The sequence below is a fragment of the Paenibacillus sp. SER-28 genome, from assembly GCF_052906305.1.
This window is the reverse complement of sequence record NZ_JBRECM010000003.1, coordinates 373,639-388,067: the sequence shown is the minus strand read 5'-3', so window position 1 is coordinate 388,067 and position 14,429 is coordinate 373,639. Positions and strand designations below refer to the sequence as shown.

22 protein-coding genes and 1 tRNA gene are annotated in these 14,429 nt (G+C 43.5%); 18 read left to right on the top strand and 5 right to left on the bottom strand.

Annotated features, from left to right (window positions below):
• Positions 1 to 415: 415 nt before the first annotated feature.
• Both ACUYLD_RS12010 and ACUYLD_RS12005 read left to right on the top strand, forming a co-directional pair.
• Positions 416 to 763 (top strand): MTH1187 family thiamine-binding protein, encoded by a 348-nt coding sequence (locus ACUYLD_RS12010; RefSeq protein WP_061830040.1) that lies wholly within the window; start codon positions 416 to 418, stop codon positions 761 to 763.
• 73 nt (positions 764 to 836) lie between these two features.
• A tRNA-Thr gene (locus ACUYLD_RS12005) sits at positions 837 to 908 on the top strand.
• A gap of 94 nt (positions 909 to 1,002) precedes the next feature.
• On the opposite strand, the gene ACUYLD_RS12000 is transcribed toward ACUYLD_RS12005, so the two are convergent.
• From ACUYLD_RS12000 to ACUYLD_RS11990, 3 genes are all read right to left on the bottom strand, one after another.
• Complete coding sequence (locus ACUYLD_RS12000) at positions 1,003 to 2,175, bottom strand: site-specific integrase (RefSeq protein WP_446675125.1); 1,173 nt, start codon at positions 2,173 to 2,175, stop codon at positions 1,003 to 1,005.
• 136 nt (positions 2,176 to 2,311) lie between these two features.
• Entirely contained in the window at positions 2,312 to 2,821 is a 510-nt protein-coding gene (locus tag ACUYLD_RS11995) for a hypothetical protein (protein ID WP_254350764.1), read from the bottom strand.
• A 334-nt stretch (positions 2,822 to 3,155) separates the two neighbouring features.
• Positions 3,156 to 3,767, bottom strand: a complete 612-nt coding sequence (locus ACUYLD_RS11990; protein WP_193217079.1) for a helix-turn-helix domain-containing protein — start codon at positions 3,765 to 3,767, stop codon at positions 3,156 to 3,158.
• A gap of 179 nt (positions 3,768 to 3,946) precedes the next feature.
• On the opposite strand from ACUYLD_RS11990, the gene ACUYLD_RS11985 reads away from it, so the two are divergent.
• The 16 genes from ACUYLD_RS11985 to ACUYLD_RS11910 all read left to right on the top strand — a co-directional run bounded on the left by ACUYLD_RS11985 (position 3,947) and on the right by ACUYLD_RS11910 (position 13,054).
• A complete protein-coding gene (locus ACUYLD_RS11985) occupies positions 3,947 to 4,234 on the top strand; it encodes a helix-turn-helix domain-containing protein (RefSeq protein ID WP_446675124.1) in 288 nt (95 codons plus the stop codon).
• Positions 4,235 to 4,430: 196 nt separating this feature from the next.
• Positions 4,431 to 4,625 (top strand): hypothetical protein, encoded by a 195-nt coding sequence (locus ACUYLD_RS11980; RefSeq protein WP_064796763.1) that lies wholly within the window; start codon positions 4,431 to 4,433, stop codon positions 4,623 to 4,625.
• A gap of 135 nt (positions 4,626 to 4,760) precedes the next feature.
• Positions 4,761 to 5,276, top strand: coding sequence for a helix-turn-helix domain-containing protein (locus tag ACUYLD_RS11975; protein WP_254350766.1), 516 nt, complete (start codon positions 4,761 to 4,763; stop codon positions 5,274 to 5,276).
• 10 nt (positions 5,277 to 5,286) lie between these two features.
• Positions 5,287 to 5,568 (top strand): hypothetical protein, encoded by a 282-nt coding sequence (locus ACUYLD_RS11970; protein ID WP_446675123.1) that lies wholly within the window; start codon positions 5,287 to 5,289, stop codon positions 5,566 to 5,568.
• A complete protein-coding gene (locus ACUYLD_RS11965; protein ID WP_446675122.1) occupies positions 5,565 to 5,813 on the top strand; it encodes a hypothetical protein in 249 nt (82 codons plus the stop codon). Before ACUYLD_RS11970 ends, ACUYLD_RS11965 begins: the two co-directional genes overlap by 4 nt.
• A gap of 231 nt (positions 5,814 to 6,044) precedes the next feature.
• On the top strand, positions 6,045 to 6,296 hold the full coding sequence (locus ACUYLD_RS11960) for a hypothetical protein (RefSeq protein WP_014599866.1): 252 nt from the start codon (positions 6,045 to 6,047) through the stop codon (positions 6,294 to 6,296).
• Entirely contained in the window at positions 6,293 to 6,538 is a 246-nt protein-coding gene (locus ACUYLD_RS11955; protein WP_446675121.1) for a hypothetical protein, read from the top strand. Before ACUYLD_RS11960 ends, ACUYLD_RS11955 begins: the two co-directional genes overlap by 4 nt.
• 101 nt (positions 6,539 to 6,639) lie before the next feature.
• A complete protein-coding gene (locus ACUYLD_RS11950) occupies positions 6,640 to 7,587 on the top strand; it encodes a YqaJ viral recombinase family nuclease (RefSeq protein WP_446675120.1) in 948 nt (315 codons plus the stop codon).
• 10 nt (positions 7,588 to 7,597) lie between these two features.
• A complete protein-coding gene (gene recT, locus ACUYLD_RS11945; RefSeq protein WP_446675119.1) occupies positions 7,598 to 8,494 on the top strand; it encodes a recombination protein RecT in 897 nt (298 codons plus the stop codon).
• Positions 8,491 to 8,694 carry a hypothetical protein gene (locus tag ACUYLD_RS11940; RefSeq protein WP_081396600.1) on the top strand — a complete coding sequence of 68 codons (204 nt, stop codon included), beginning with the start codon at positions 8,491 to 8,493 and terminating at the stop codon, positions 8,692 to 8,694. The genes recT and ACUYLD_RS11940 overlap by 4 nt, the downstream gene beginning before the upstream one ends.
• Positions 8,695 to 8,763: 69 nt before the next feature.
• Positions 8,764 to 9,774, top strand: a complete 1,011-nt coding sequence (locus tag ACUYLD_RS11935; RefSeq protein ID WP_446675118.1) for a replication protein — start codon at positions 8,764 to 8,766, stop codon at positions 9,772 to 9,774.
• Positions 9,740 to 11,026 (top strand): replicative DNA helicase, encoded by a 1,287-nt coding sequence (locus tag ACUYLD_RS11930; protein ID WP_446675117.1) that lies wholly within the window; start codon positions 9,740 to 9,742, stop codon positions 11,024 to 11,026. Before ACUYLD_RS11935 ends, ACUYLD_RS11930 begins: the two co-directional genes overlap by 35 nt.
• A gap of 13 nt (positions 11,027 to 11,039) precedes the next feature.
• On the top strand, positions 11,040 to 11,207 hold the full coding sequence (locus ACUYLD_RS11925) for a DUF6906 family protein (RefSeq protein ID WP_254350772.1): 168 nt from the start codon (positions 11,040 to 11,042) through the stop codon (positions 11,205 to 11,207).
• Between the two features lie 41 nt (positions 11,208 to 11,248).
• Positions 11,249 to 11,416 (top strand): hypothetical protein, encoded by a 168-nt coding sequence (locus ACUYLD_RS11920; protein WP_446675116.1) that lies wholly within the window; start codon positions 11,249 to 11,251, stop codon positions 11,414 to 11,416.
• A 148-nt stretch (positions 11,417 to 11,564) separates the two neighbouring features.
• Positions 11,565 to 12,089 carry a crossover junction endodeoxyribonuclease RuvC gene (locus ACUYLD_RS11915; RefSeq protein ID WP_446675190.1) on the top strand — a complete coding sequence of 175 codons (525 nt, stop codon included), beginning with the start codon at positions 11,565 to 11,567 and terminating at the stop codon, positions 12,087 to 12,089.
• A 2-nt stretch (positions 12,090 to 12,091) separates the two neighbouring features.
• A complete protein-coding gene (locus tag ACUYLD_RS11910) occupies positions 12,092 to 13,054 on the top strand; it encodes a hypothetical protein (RefSeq protein WP_446675115.1) in 963 nt (320 codons plus the stop codon).
• Positions 13,055 to 13,137: 83 nt separating this feature from the next.
• Here ACUYLD_RS11910 and ACUYLD_RS11905 read toward each other — a convergent pair whose 3' ends face one another.
• Both ACUYLD_RS11905 and ACUYLD_RS11900 read right to left on the bottom strand, forming a co-directional pair.
• Positions 13,138 to 13,440, bottom strand: coding sequence for a hypothetical protein (locus tag ACUYLD_RS11905; protein ID WP_446675114.1), 303 nt, complete (start codon positions 13,438 to 13,440; stop codon positions 13,138 to 13,140).
• Between the two features lie 46 nt (positions 13,441 to 13,486).
• Positions 13,487 to 14,365 (bottom strand): HNH endonuclease, encoded by an 879-nt coding sequence (locus ACUYLD_RS11900; protein ID WP_446675113.1) that lies wholly within the window; start codon positions 14,363 to 14,365, stop codon positions 13,487 to 13,489.
• Positions 14,366 to 14,429 lie beyond the last annotated feature (64 nt).

The window sequence follows — 14,429 nt, the reverse complement described above, 5'->3', positions numbered from 1 at the left end:
GGCTGTATGTAATCCAATAACATAGAAATAGCGATGCACCTGCCAATGAAGGGGGAAAGATGGTTCCCGTACGATTTATCGGCTACATCACTATATTTAGACGTGTTATGAATATTTAACCCAACATATTGTGTATATAAACTTAAAATTTCAAATAAGTGCAAGGAGTATTATAGCAACATTCGAAGCCATACGTAAAGGAAAAGGAATGGAAAATCAAAATATGCAGAGAAGTCGCGGGCTGTATTTGAATTGAGGCAGTTTGAACGGTACAATGAATGATAAAGATGTTTCCTACAGAAACAAGCAGCATACATATGAACTATTTTTGTGAAATAAGGTTGCTCGCTCTATCGGACTGAGATTTTAGATTTTTAAAGAAGCGACGATTTTAAATTAAAGGAGGAACTTGGCGATGGCTATTGCAGAAGTGACAGTGATCCCGATTGGAACGGGGAGTACAAGCTTGAGCGACTACGTTGCCCAGATGCAAAAAGTGTTGAAGATGCAAAAAGGAATTACCTATGAGCTTACCTCCATGAGTACGATTATTGAAGGTTCGTTGGACGATGTGTTCACCGCCATTGCTGCGCTGCACGAAGCGCCATTCCTGTCTGGAGCCAAGCGTGTTTCCACCTCGGTCAAAATTGATGATCGCCGTGACAAGCCTTCCTCCAGTCACCAAAAGCTCCGTTCCGTCGCAGAGAAACTATCTGGCACCGCGACAGGAAATGTTACCGAATTAAATCCAAATCCTAGCTGAAAAAGTTGATGTAAGTGATTGATTTTTATGTAACTAAGAGTATAATAGTTTTTGTTGTCAGTTACACTGACCTGCTGGTGTAGCTCAGGGGTAGAGCAACGCACTCGTAATGCGTAGGCCGGGGGTTCAATTCCCTTCACCAGCATTCTATAAAACTCAAGCACAGCGCGGCTTCCAAGCTTTTTGGACGTCGCGCTTTTTTTGTTGAATTGAGCATTCTTCTACCATTTTTCTACCCTTTAGTTTAGTAAAGTAGGTTCTATGGTGCTAATGCTCTCTCCTGTGATTGAATCGCCAATGTTTTTTAACACCGCTTCTTGGAGATTCGGAAGAACATGTGAATAGGTATCCAGAGTTACATTGATAGACGAATGTCCAAGTCGCTCTTGAACGATCTTTGGATGGATACCAGCTTTGAGAAGTAGTGTTGCATGAGTGTGTCGCAGATCGTGGAAACGAATCCGAGGAAAGTCGGGATGTTCCTTTACAATTCTGTCCAAAATACGATAGTAATGTCTCATAAGATTGCGGGGGCCGAGAGGCGTTCCCACACTCGTTTGAATTACTAAGCCTGAATCATTGTATAGCTTATTTCTGGCTTGCTCATGTTCTTGCTTTCTAAAGTGATTTTCTAGAAAATTAACGGTATTAGCAAACAGTGCGATGGAGCGAACGCTACTATCATTCTTAGTATCATCAAGATCATGTCCTATTTCAGAAATGGTATAAGCTTGTCGAACCGAAGCCGTTTTCCTCTTTAAATCTACCTCTGATCGGGGTAGCGCAAGTATTTCACTTTGACGCATGCCAGTAGAGGCAGCGAGCTCGAAGGCCATGAAGTATTGATCTTCAGATGCAGCATCTAGGAAGATTTTTAATTGATGTTCATTCCAGACCTCGAATTTTTTCTTTTTTCCTTGGGGTAATTCTACATAAGAGGCAACATTCTGAGTGATAACTCCCCAGGCTACTGCCCGGTTTAAAGCATCTAAAATTAGGACGTGAGCTTTCTTGATAGAGGCTACAGATAACTTGGGTAGGAGTATTTCATGATATAAATTATGGAGGTGCTGTGGTTTTAATTTTGTCATCTGCACTTTCCCCAGATTCGGCACAATGTGTGTGTTTACAAGCCACTCATAAGACTTCCAAGTACCATGTTTAACAGAGGTTTTTTTGTCTTTAAGCCAGGTCTCCATAATTTCACCGAAAGTTTTCTTGGTCGGTTCTACAAAGGTTCCTTTATTAAAAGCACTGAGAATGTCAGGCATCGCACGTTCAGCATCTCTTTTCTTATCGAAGCCTCCATTGGGGCCAGTAAGCCACTTCCTGCGACGCTTTCCTGTTACCTCATCTTTCATATCCACAACGATGTAGTATTTCTTCCCTTTCTGGGCTATATGTCCTCTCATGACGAACCTCCTAAATTGAAATAGGGAATATATGTTCTGTTTTTATTCCGAAAGAAAAGCCCGAAAAGGGCTTTAGGTTATATTGTACCGAAATTTTATGCGTATGGAAATTTTTCCGTACAGCTTCTAATTCAACTTAGGATTGCTTTGTAAGTGAAATACCTGATTCATTTGAGGAAGTAACTTTACGAGCAGGTATGTACTCGCGATTTTCCAACTGAATTTTTCTAAAATAAGGAACCCTTTTCATCAAGGTACTGGAAACCATCGTGACATTTACTTTACTTAGGTCAATGTCTCCATATGGCTTCGCTATCTCAATTAAATTGAAGTCAGATAAAAAAGAAGTCTGAGCTTTTTCACGTGGTTTCACTTCGACACTTTTAACAACATGCCTTGTACCACTTGGTTTTGAGGGAACAGTATCTACAACCTTTGGTGTACGGAATCCCTGTATAAGACCATTGATTATAGGGACAAAAAAAATAAGGGCTAGAATTAAGTCTATAACTTTCCCCCACCAGGCAATTTCCCATAAGAAAATAGTAAATATACCTATGAAAGCAAGTGAGAATAAATTTCTAATTCCCTTCCCAAACAATATGGCTAAAAGAATAACTACGATTATGATAACCACCAAAATCATCCTTATTACTAACCCCATCGGTTGGGGGATTTGCTCATGTTATCTGTAAATATTTGCACGATGACAAAAATTGTCGAATGATTTCCTAAAAATCCTTTTTTTCATGTAAGGGATGGGGATATATAATGTAATTGTCAATAGTGCAAAAAAACGAAGTCTCCTAGATTCTTGAAACAATAGGTTGAGTACTAACGTATACAATTATACTGTGCAAAACATGAAATTAATCCAGATATTGAACGAAAGATTGGAAGTGACCATCATGAGTAGTACAGACAGATCTAAAAATGATGAGAGAGTAGAGCCACAACATATAGAAAGGTTGAAACCGGATTTAATTCTTATTCTTTCCGCGTGCAACCCGAATGATCTCCATACTGTCTTTAATCATTTCAATAAACTCAGGGTCTGAAGGAGATAAGCCCATTTTTTGGGCTTCCTCTTCTAACAAACGAATAGTTTCGTTTGCGTTGTTATAGTTTCTTTTGTCTTGTTGATCTCCATTATCACTTTCTCTGCTATGTTCCTTTCCATCAAGTAAAACAATTTTCAACAACTCCAGTCTTTCCTCCATGTTAATGACAGCGAACAAATCCTTCCACTCGAATGTTTCTGACGGATCATCCCCATTTAATGGCATTTTAACATGCCCCAAAGCAGCATTTAAAAATTGGGTTATATCCTCTCCCACCTGAATCTTTTGTTTTACAAAATCAGGTGCTTTTTCTATATAAGCTGCCATGATTAATTCTTCAGCATCTCCTCCGGTTACTTTAGCAATAGCACGGTTAAGTTCGTCTGAGGTAGGTGGAGTTTTTCCGTTTTGCAAACGACTGAGATGTTCACGACTCATTGATAATCCTTCTTTTTCTAATCGACTGCATATCTCCTCTAATGTAAGCCTGGATTTTTTAATATACTCCTTTAATAAATCAGAGTATTTCATCTATATAACAACTCCTTCGCGATTAGGTTCAATTATCTCATAGTTGACAAAAAAGTATCAACATATACATGTTTGATATTTTTTTATCACTTATTGTTGACAAATAAAATCAATGTGATAATATAAATCACATAAAGTTGATTTAAAAAAATCACATTCTGTTTGGAGGTGATGTGACAATGCAAAAGTATTCTGAGTTGCTGGCTAATGCCATTAAAAAAAACGGTTTAAAGTTAGATAAAATATGCTCTTTAGTTGGCGATATCACCGGAAATGTGCTCACTAAACATTATCTCAGTAAGTTGCAAAACGGAAAAACTTCACCAGCTTCAGATAAGCTCAATGATGCATTGGCTACTGTACTAGGAGTTAATCCAATTGAACTAAAAGCTTCAGCATACTACGAAAAAATACCACATGAAATTTTAGATCATCTAAATAGTATTGCTGCAAAGGAAGTGGGTTAGATGAAACCAGAGAAGATGAGTAATGAAGCTTGGAAAAAAACACACATACGCGTTGCCAGCTTGCGAAAGAAATACATTAAAGAACTCAAAACGCTTTTAAACTCAAGAACTAAAGCGTCGTAGGAGGAACTTAGTTATGCGTTTTTACTGGATTCGTTCTATAGAAGTCTGTTGATACGGAAAGGAGGTGCAGTAATTGAATCGGCATTCTGGCGAGATTATCACGGTTCCTGAAATGGCAAGACGAATGAAAATTCGGAAGCAGGCGGCTTATGACATGGTTGAGGAGCCAGGCTTTCCTATATATAACATTGGTGGTGCTCGCGGCAAACGAGTCCTCTGGCCGGAACCCTTGGAATGGCTAAGAGAGAACAAATCAGGGTCCATATGAATAGGAAGAAACCCGCCGGGCTGTACCGGCTCCAGCGGGTTGAGGAGATACGGGGGGAAGAACTTACAACCTAATACTACATCAGCCCTCTGTCCGTAATAAACGTGTCAATCGGACAAAGGAGAGGAAAAAAACATGTCAATTGGACAGTTTGGTCCCAATCTTCAGGAGGTTTTGAAACGACGGGGGGAAACGCGTAACGCAGCGGGGCGAGCTGCTCACGTGGATGCTTCATTAATTGGAAAGATCATCAAAGGCTCCCGCAAACCATCGAAAGAGCTCATGCAACAAGCGGCGGAGCATTATGATGACGGTCAGCTTTACATTGCAGCAGCCGGGGAAGTTACAGGCGGTGCCTTTGCGCCCTGGCTGGACAATGTAGATCTACATAGGGCAAGTGTACTGTTCAAGACGATTGAAGAAATGAGGGAAGTTCTTGTTCTGTCTGCTGAGGTCCCAATTAGCAAAACTGCTGACCAGCTCACAGAATCCGAACGCCAAAATATGAAGCGTCTGCTAATGGAGACGGTTGAAGCTATTACGGCCCTTACCCACTTTGCGGCGGTGCTATGTAAGGAATACTCCTTTAGTTGGCTTGCGACATGGAAAGAACATCGCGCTGACTTGAAGGCTAAAAAATATATGAAATGAGGGAATGTAAATGGAAATCGAGAGATTAGAGGATGAAGCCAAATTTGTCGCAGCAAACGCAGAGCACAATTTAAACATGATGCTGCAAAATCCGGAAATCGTTTCTGAGAGTCACCGACAAAAAAGTATTGCTCAAGCAGCGTTCATGATGAATCTTCACTTATCTTTTCAAGAACAAAAGAAAAACGCTCGGCTGGCGGGCCGAACGCTTGGTTTGAGAACTCGATTAAAGTCTCTTGTGTTGCTTATTCTATCTCCTTCTGCGAGAGAAAGCAAGGGTGAGGGTGCGTGATGCAGCAGTTAAAGGAACGCCTCATTCAAAACTTTCTTGATAAGAAGGCAGGAACGCAGGCCAACACGGATGCAATAGAAGCTTTTCTACATGCGGGCGGTTCAGCTTTTTCATCTGAATTTCAGGAGCTACTACAGGAGCGGGACGAAGCCTACTTTCAATGGAATAACGCCTTGCTGAGCCTAAATCTTCTGCCAGCAGAAGAACGGTTGGAGTTTTTCGGAAATATGTCGCCAGTGATATAGGACAAGCTGGCAACGGACAGGCCATGTCGGCCTTGTCTTCCGGCGTCGGACGGTAACATAACCTACTCCCGTTCGGCGTCGGAAGATGCGGCTGACGCATCACACAAAGCAGCGACACGATGGTACGTGTACACGCGATGGTGAGAATATCAGGCGGAAAACGACGGAGCGCGCCTGACTGCTGGTTCGAATCCAGTCTGCTTGAAATTACATACGGAAGGAGGAAACTTTGTGCAAGTTATTCAACGTTTGACCGTTGTCTCTAATCCAACAAGGATTTTTGAAATTGGAACGGAGCTAAATGGCAGCGAAGTCATTGAGATTAAGCAAGTCGGTACGGAATATGAAAATAATGTCCATTCTGAATTCCATGTTTTAGATGAAAATGATGAGCTCATTGTCAGCATCGAGAATGCACCAGTGATCGTCGAGTATCAGCAGATTGTAGAACATGATGAAATCATGGAAGGAGAATCGGCATGAACGCAACTCATAAAAAAGTGGTGGAGTTTTTTGCGAAAATTAGCACCGACGAATCTGTGGATGCTACTGAGTTTTTAGAAGCTATCGCGTTAAATGTGGGGCTTTATACTGCGCTGAAAATCAAGACAGTGGGACAACGAGAAGTCACAGAGCAGTTCAAAGGCATCATTGATACTGGCCTCAAGATAGCGAATACCGAAGTTGTACCGAAACGAGTTAGCTTTTTCATTATAAAAAAATAGCCCGCGGCAACGGGCTATCACTGATCTTTTGAAAACTAAATATGTGAATACGGTCATCTTATCATGGGTGGCCGTTCCTAACAAGAGGGAGCGATATGTATATGGCTATGAATGTAGCTGCTAATACAAAAGGCATTGAACGTGACGAATGGTTGAGACTGCGTAAGCGTGGTATCGGTGGTTCGGATGCATCTGCGGTGGCCGGGTTGAATCGGTATAAATCACCCGTTGGTGTATTTCTGGAGAAAACCGATCAGATTGTACCAGACGAACCAGGCGAAGCAGCTTACTGGGGTAACCAATTAGAAGATTTAGTCGCCCGTGAGTTTATGAATCAAACAGGTTTACGTGTGCAACGCAGCAATAAGATGTATCAGCATCCTACACATAAATTTATGTTGGGTAACGTTGACCGCCTGATTTTAGACAAGGGCGGTCGAGGACTTGGCATCCTGGAATGTAAAACGGCCAGCGCCTATAAGCTGAGCGAATGGGCCGACGATCAGGTTCCTGACGAATACGCCATTCAACTCCAACATTACATGGCCGTACTTGGTGTGGATTACGGGTATTTTGCCGTTCTGATCGGCGGTCAAAAATTTCAGTACAAGCTGGTTGAGCGAAACGAAGGTATCATTGAATCCCTTATTCAAATTGAGGACGAGTTTTGGAACAAGCATGTAATTCCACGGGTTCCGCCGATGGTAGACGGTAGCGCTGCTTCAACTGAGCTGCTGAATCGGTTGTATCCTGCTTCTCGGCCAGCGACAGAAATCACGCTGGACAAAGATCAGGCATTGCTGGTGGACAAGCTTATTGCTGCGAAAGAAGATGCGAAAGTGGCTGAAGAACAGGTCAAACGATTTGAAAATGAGCTGAAGGCAGCTATCGGCGAAAATGAGGTTGCTACGTATAACGGAGAACCTTTGGTGACTTGGAAGTCCAGTCAAACAACGCGCCTAGACACTAAACGCTTGAAGCAAGAACAGCCACACATCTTTGGAAAATACGCAAACACTACGTCATCCCGACGGTTCTTGGTGAAGTAAGGAGGCTATTATGGCAGGACAACGCAGTAACGGAGCAACCCTTGAAAAAAAGCTTCAAAATAAGGCGGCTGGGGCAAAAAACGATGCGCCTACACCTTCTCAGACCATTGCCGCTTATATGGACAAAATGAAGTATCAGATTGCGGAGGCTATGCCAAAGCATATGAGCATTGATCGGCTCAGCCGTATTGCCCTGACGACGATCCGCACGAATCCGAAGCTACTGGAATGCTCTATGCCGTCTCTCATGGGGGCGGTCATGCAAGCGGCACAGCTTGGTCTGGAACCAGGCCTGATCGGTCATTGCTACATCATCCCATACGGTACAGAAGCCACATTCATCATCGGCTACAAGGGAATGATTGATCTAGCACGACGGTCTGGAAACATCAAGTCTATTGCCGCCCACGAAGTCTATGAAAATGATTTCATTGAGCTGACCTATGGGCTGGAGGAAAAACTGCAGCACGTTCCTTGGTTTTTGCGCAAAGAAGAACAACCGAAGGAGTCAGGCAAAATCATCGGAGCTTATATGGTTGCCAAGTTTAATGACGGCGGTCATTTTATCCATTACATGCCGATCAGCGAGATTGAGGAGCATAAGAAGCGTTCCAAGGCATCCAGTAAAGGGCCTTGGGTGACTGACTATACCGAAATGTGCAAGAAGACAGTTGTACGTTCCGGGTGGAAGTGGCTTCCTATCAGTGTAGAGATTGCTTCTGCGGTTACTCAGGATGAAACGGTGCGTAAGGATATCACTCCAAACGATGAACCTTTTGTTTTTGATATGCCAACTGAACCTGAAGGCAATGAAACACCTCAGTCAGGTGCTGCGACTCAGCCAAATAACACTGATTCCCAACAGCCTGCTGATGGATCAGGTCAGGACGAAATGGAATTTGAATGAGTTCTATAGATGAGATTACTGGCAAGCCGCTGTTACGCAGCATGATCGGTGAACACATTTGGCGGATTAAAGAGTCCGATCCTGTAGCCTTTAAGCGCGAGGTGCGAGAATACTTTGCGCGGGGGTATCCAGGCTGGACAGTAGTTCGTGCGAAGTATCCCTATATATTTCTCCGGGATGATAGGGAGCAGAACTTCTGAATGATTCTGGGCAGCATGGAGAAGCGAACGTTATTTATATAAATCGCAAGAGATTAGGTGGTGAAGCCGGTGGACTCCAATGTAAATCCTCAGCCTACGGACGCACATATACGCATATCACATGAAATACATCGAGAGCTGATCCGGCGGAAGTTTACTCAGCGGCAGCGGGATATTATTGATTTTGTCCTCACGCTGAGCTGGGGATGCGGGAAGCCATCGGCTAAAATCCCTATGCTTAAACATTTTGAGTTATGTGGTGTTCGTAAGGAACATATCAAAAAGGAACTAAAAAAGCTGGTTGAAAATCATGTGCTGTTTTGGGACGAGCATATGAATGTGTTTCAGATCAACAAACATTATGATATGTGGGCTGTAGATGTGGTGGAGCGATATGACCCCAAAATGATGAACGATTTAATCAAAATTAACATTGAAACCCATACCCCAAATCTCGGCAAACCAGTTACTAAAAAAGTAACTGAGTTACCAAAAAAGCAACCGATTCGAGTTACTAAAAAGGTAACTCAGTTACACAAAAGGCAACTGTTCAGTTACCAAAAAGGTAACTCGCCAGTTACTAAAAAGGTAACTGTGAAGCGTGATTTCTCTTGTCATACCAAGGGATTTCGGCTCTCTAAAACAATCTTTAAAGCAATTATTAAAAAAAACACTACTACATCTTTAGATACTGTACATGAATTAGATTCAGAGAACGGAGGCGGTGGTCGTCTTCCTTCAGACTATTCCTTTGGGTATATCTACCGTGCTTACGAAAACAACTTTACGGATGCAGGGAAGGTTACCCAATTTGAAACCGAGGACCTTGGTGCCTTGTTTGACGATTACGGTGGAGAGTGGCTACTAAAAGCTATGCGCGAAGCAGTCCGGCAGAATAAAAAAAGCTTAGCTTATGTACGGGGTACGCTGGAAGGATACCGTAAACGCGGGGGGCCTGAAGTAGAACGCCGAATGGATCGGGCTTCACCGGCGGAAGCAGAAATTCAAGAAAACGACCCGATTACGATTTTGATGCGAAAGGCAGATGAGCAACGACTTGCTGAATACGGAGTTACTTGAAGCTGAAATATTAGGTTCCTTTTTTCGAGACCCTTCCCTTGTAGACGAAGTCGCCGTAACACTAGAACCAAGCTTATTTACACAACCTTGGCATCGCAATCTGCTGAAAATGATACAAGAACTACACCGGACTGAACAGGAACTATCCATGACTATATTGGTGACGGTGTTTGAAAAGCATCTTGAAAAGGTGGGTGGAGTTTCCTACCTGTCTAAATTAGCCAGCTCAGCCGTCACGGTTTCGATGCTGGAGCAGAATATCAGAAAGCTCATTGAAACCGATGCTCGTCGTAAAGCACTGGATTTGGTTGGTGAATACCGCAATAAATTTTTGGATTTGTCATCAGGAGGGTTTGAAGAATTACTGGATGAATTTGAACAGCGCTCACTGGATATCCGGCCGAAAGCTTTGCGGGAAGATACCACGGTGGACGACATCATCCAGTGGTATGAGGACTTAGTGCTTAAAACACAGGACCCTGCCAGAGCTCTTGGCATTATGACAGGCTGGTCAGCATTGGATAGGCTGACGCTGGGATTTCAACGGACGAACCTAATCGTCATTGGAGCTCGGACCAGTATGGGTAAATCTGCCGTGGCAAATGAAATCAAGATGCGGGCTACCCAGCGGGGACATAAGGTTGCGGACTTTAGCTTAGAAATGTCCAAAGCACAAATCTACAACCGGATGATCGCTAACCTATGCAGCATTCCCTTGCAGGCGATACGTTCAGGCCACCTGAAGCCAGAACAGATTGAGCGTATTTCTACGCAGATGGAATTTTTACGAAAAATTCATATTGACGATAGTCGCGGGGTGACTGCGGAGTACATTTGTTCCGAAATGCGTCGATTGAAGCGGCAAGAAGGACTTGATTTGGTCATCGTAGATTACTTGCAAGAAGTGGTTGAGCCTGCTGAACGCAACGACAACAGCGGTTCTGGATTGCATCGTGTATGCCAGAAGCTTCGGAAAGCTGCAAAGGACTGTGATTGTGCATTGATCGGTTTATCTCAGGTCAAGCAGGATGTGGAGAGCCGACAGAATAAAAGGCCGTTCGTTTCGGACTTGTCAGGTAGCGCGGCAATCAGCGCAGTTGCTGATGATATCCTTCTGCTATACAGGGACGAATACTACAACCCTGACACACCGGACCCAGGTATTTTGGAAATCAACCTCGCAAAACAACGCAATGGTCCTACTGGAGTAGTGAAACTCAAATTTGAGAAAGAGACACAACAAATCGCGTAGGGGAGGAACGGACATGGGGAAACAGACACGGCCATCGCGGCCGACACGCCGACAGAAAGAGGAAATGAAGGCATGGAAACTCAAGCCTAGCACATGGTTGGTGGTACTAGATACGGACTTGGAGATGGTTCTTATCAGCAAGTCCGGGATAAAAAAACGTACTATCCGGCGAGGTGCGTAATGCAGCCGTCATGTTGGACGCGGTGGAGCGTCTACGAGTACATGAAACATCGTTTTGTCTGCACTGGACAAGTTCCTGACGAGAGGGAATTACTCGAGGAGCTGCGGGACATTGAGCAGAGCGAGTTGACCGAGGGGCTGGCTGAGTTTCGTCTGATACTTGGTAACTGGCCCATCGCAGGAAGTGACAAGTCATGCGACGTCAGATAAAAGACCCGCTGTATCAAAATCAATTAAAGCAAACTGTACGTGACCGAGGCGGCAGAGTGATAGGCGAGGTATTTGTCCTTGAACACAGTATGTTGCTGGTCAAGCAGTCACGTAGGCGTAAAAAGAGGGGGAAGCAGCTTTGAAGATTATGGGGATTGACCACGGCACGAATTTTGCTGGTTGGGCCACAATGCGAAATGGTAAGCCGATAGACTTTGGATTAAGGGACTATTCGTCAATTACAATGCCTAGTGTTTTGGACGCCATCTATCAGGACGCATTCCGACTGATTGAGCAGGAAGAACCGGAATTGATTGTACTGGAGCGTCCAGTTCACTTTAAAAATGCCAACAGTGTACTAGCACTTGTCGGGGCGTATACTTCTGTTTCCTTGGCTGCCCTTCATTTGGACAAGCCGATTGTGGGCATCCGTCCTTCGGAGCTCAAAATTCAGACTGGTAAAGGGAATGCGGATAAAGAGACAGTCGCCATGGAAATGCAGATGTTGTTCGACCTCGACTATGACGAGATCGCCATTCCTGTCCTGTACAAGAAAAACGATCCACGGGGCAAGTACAAAATCGGGGACATAAGGGAACGTCTTTTTGATCCTTCAGACGCTATCGCACTTTGCTGGGCCTATCATCAAAATTTCATTAAGGGAGTGGCTTAAAGATGAGCTATATAAATTTCAAAGGTACGGTTAAAAAGATCAATCTCAAGTCATCGGAAGAAACGGAAATTACAATCAGTATCCCAGCTTCTGAACTGGACGGTCAATATAATACGCTTCAAAGCATGTTGGAGCTTAAAGTTATCGGAGGTCTGGATTCACAGATTGTCACGTACAAAGTTTTGAAGAATGCCAGAACGGGCAAGCCAATCACGAAATACACCGTGGATGATGGTGGTGTGGTATCTGTAGCGAAGCCAGAAGGGGAGCAACTTTCTATGGACCTAGGGCTTCCACTTGAGAAAGTGGAGGTTAAAGCTGATCCAGAGCAAATTGACCTTGAAGTTATTCAGGACTTTATACTCAGCGGCCTGGCACCACGATTTGACGATATGCAGTATGACTTTTTGGAAATTACGGAGCGCTTGGCCGACGGAGATACCTATCTAAAGATAGCTGCTGATGTTGGTATGGGTGTGGGCGTGTTTGTGGTTATGGTGGATGAATACCGGAAGCGGGTCGCGCCGATGGCCGCCAAGTGGGATGAATGGCGCAAGGGCGAAGTCAATACAGTACCGCCGAAAGCTGATCAGTTAGTAGAAGGTCAGCCAGATGACCAACAGAAAAACCAAGATGAAGCCACTACAGATTCGTCTGAGCAGTCTGGAGAAAATAAACCTGATGATAGCAACAAGCCAGAGGATGATCAGAATCCTGCTACTGACACAGATCCTGAACCGGTAGTCGATAAGGATGAGCTGGAGGAATACATTTTGAAAGCCCGTCCTACCTTTGAGGATATCCCTGTTGATTTCCCTACATTGCTTCAACAGCGTCGTGAAGAGGGAAAGACATGGATGCAGCTTGCTAAAAGCATCGGCTTGACCAGCGGCCAGATCACTACCAAATGGACGGCTTACAAGAAGATGGTTGCCAAGCAAATGAGAAACGGGGGAGCAGCGTAAGCCGTTCCTTTAATAAAGCAACGTGGCCCCTACCCTCACGGGCTACGGTGGCCACCTGCATTTATAAAATGGAAAGTACGATCTTAATCCTCTTTCATTTTTAGTTCAACTAAATGCCTGCAATGAGGGCATTTAGTAGTCAATGCAAAAGTTTTCTTTTCATTGATAGTAAGCAAAGAAACCAGTTGGATGACTAGACCGGGTAATGATAGTCCCGCGAGAAGAAGAGTTATTCTATTCATAATCACGGTGTTCGTAACCACTTGCTCATCAATAAAAGCAAAGTAGATCATGAGTCCAATAAGTCCAACGATTCCGATAACTAAAAAGATATACAGAATTGAGACTATGATTCTTAATACACGTCCCATTTTTTTGAAATCCATTCTATCACCTCGTTTATTTTAAGGGGAATTAAGTGAATCAACTACATTAATTGTCCCATTCAGACCAGCGCCATTTAAGAGCTTCAACGTGTGGTTGGTTGTCTAGATGGTTCAAATTTAGATGAATCAATCCTAGGGCCATTACTGGATACTTACCACCTGTAATAATTTCGCGTGTGTCCGGATTGATCATAAATAACCCGGAATCAAATGCGAGATGATGATTACCACATAGAACGAGCCCGTTTCTAGGGTCGTCTGAACCATTGTTTTTCTTTGGGATGATATGAGCAGCTTCAAGTAATTCAGGCACTTTTGTATCACAGACTGCGCAGCATGGGCCGTAGCGTTTGAAAACATGAAATTTGAAACTGGGTTGCCCCGGTCTGCTTTTGACAAGGACCGTCTTGGCATCAGTTTTAATATTGATTGCAACAAAAGGTTTATTATCTATATTTCTGTCTATGACAGCTTCAAAAAGGTCTTGAGGATTGAAAAGAACCAGGAAGGTTTTGGTTTGATCATCCCATGAGACAATTTTTCCTAATTGGACTTTTCTCTTTGAACCCATAACGGTAATAACGAAGATTGGTACACCAAGCATTGCAGCATTCTTTGCAGACTGTATTTCATTTTGATCTGTAACGCCTATACGAGAAGTTTCGGGATAGTGGTAAATGATTTCATTTTCTGATAGGTCATCGTCATAATGCCTACCTGTATGTAAAAGGGACACCGCAATGCCCGTTCCGTCATCTGTATATTTCCTGGTTTTGTTTGCATCTCGATAAATACCTGCCTGACCAGAGAAAAAGTTAAATTGACGAAGAACCTGGGGAAGTACATTATCCGGATCTGATACTTCTAGAAGTGCGCTCCACATAGATAAGCGTCTTGATATTTCTAAATTTATTGGTTCAACCATAGGACACTTCACTCACTTTTTTATTTGATCCTTATTATATTGGCTGTCCTAGTATTCGATTCCT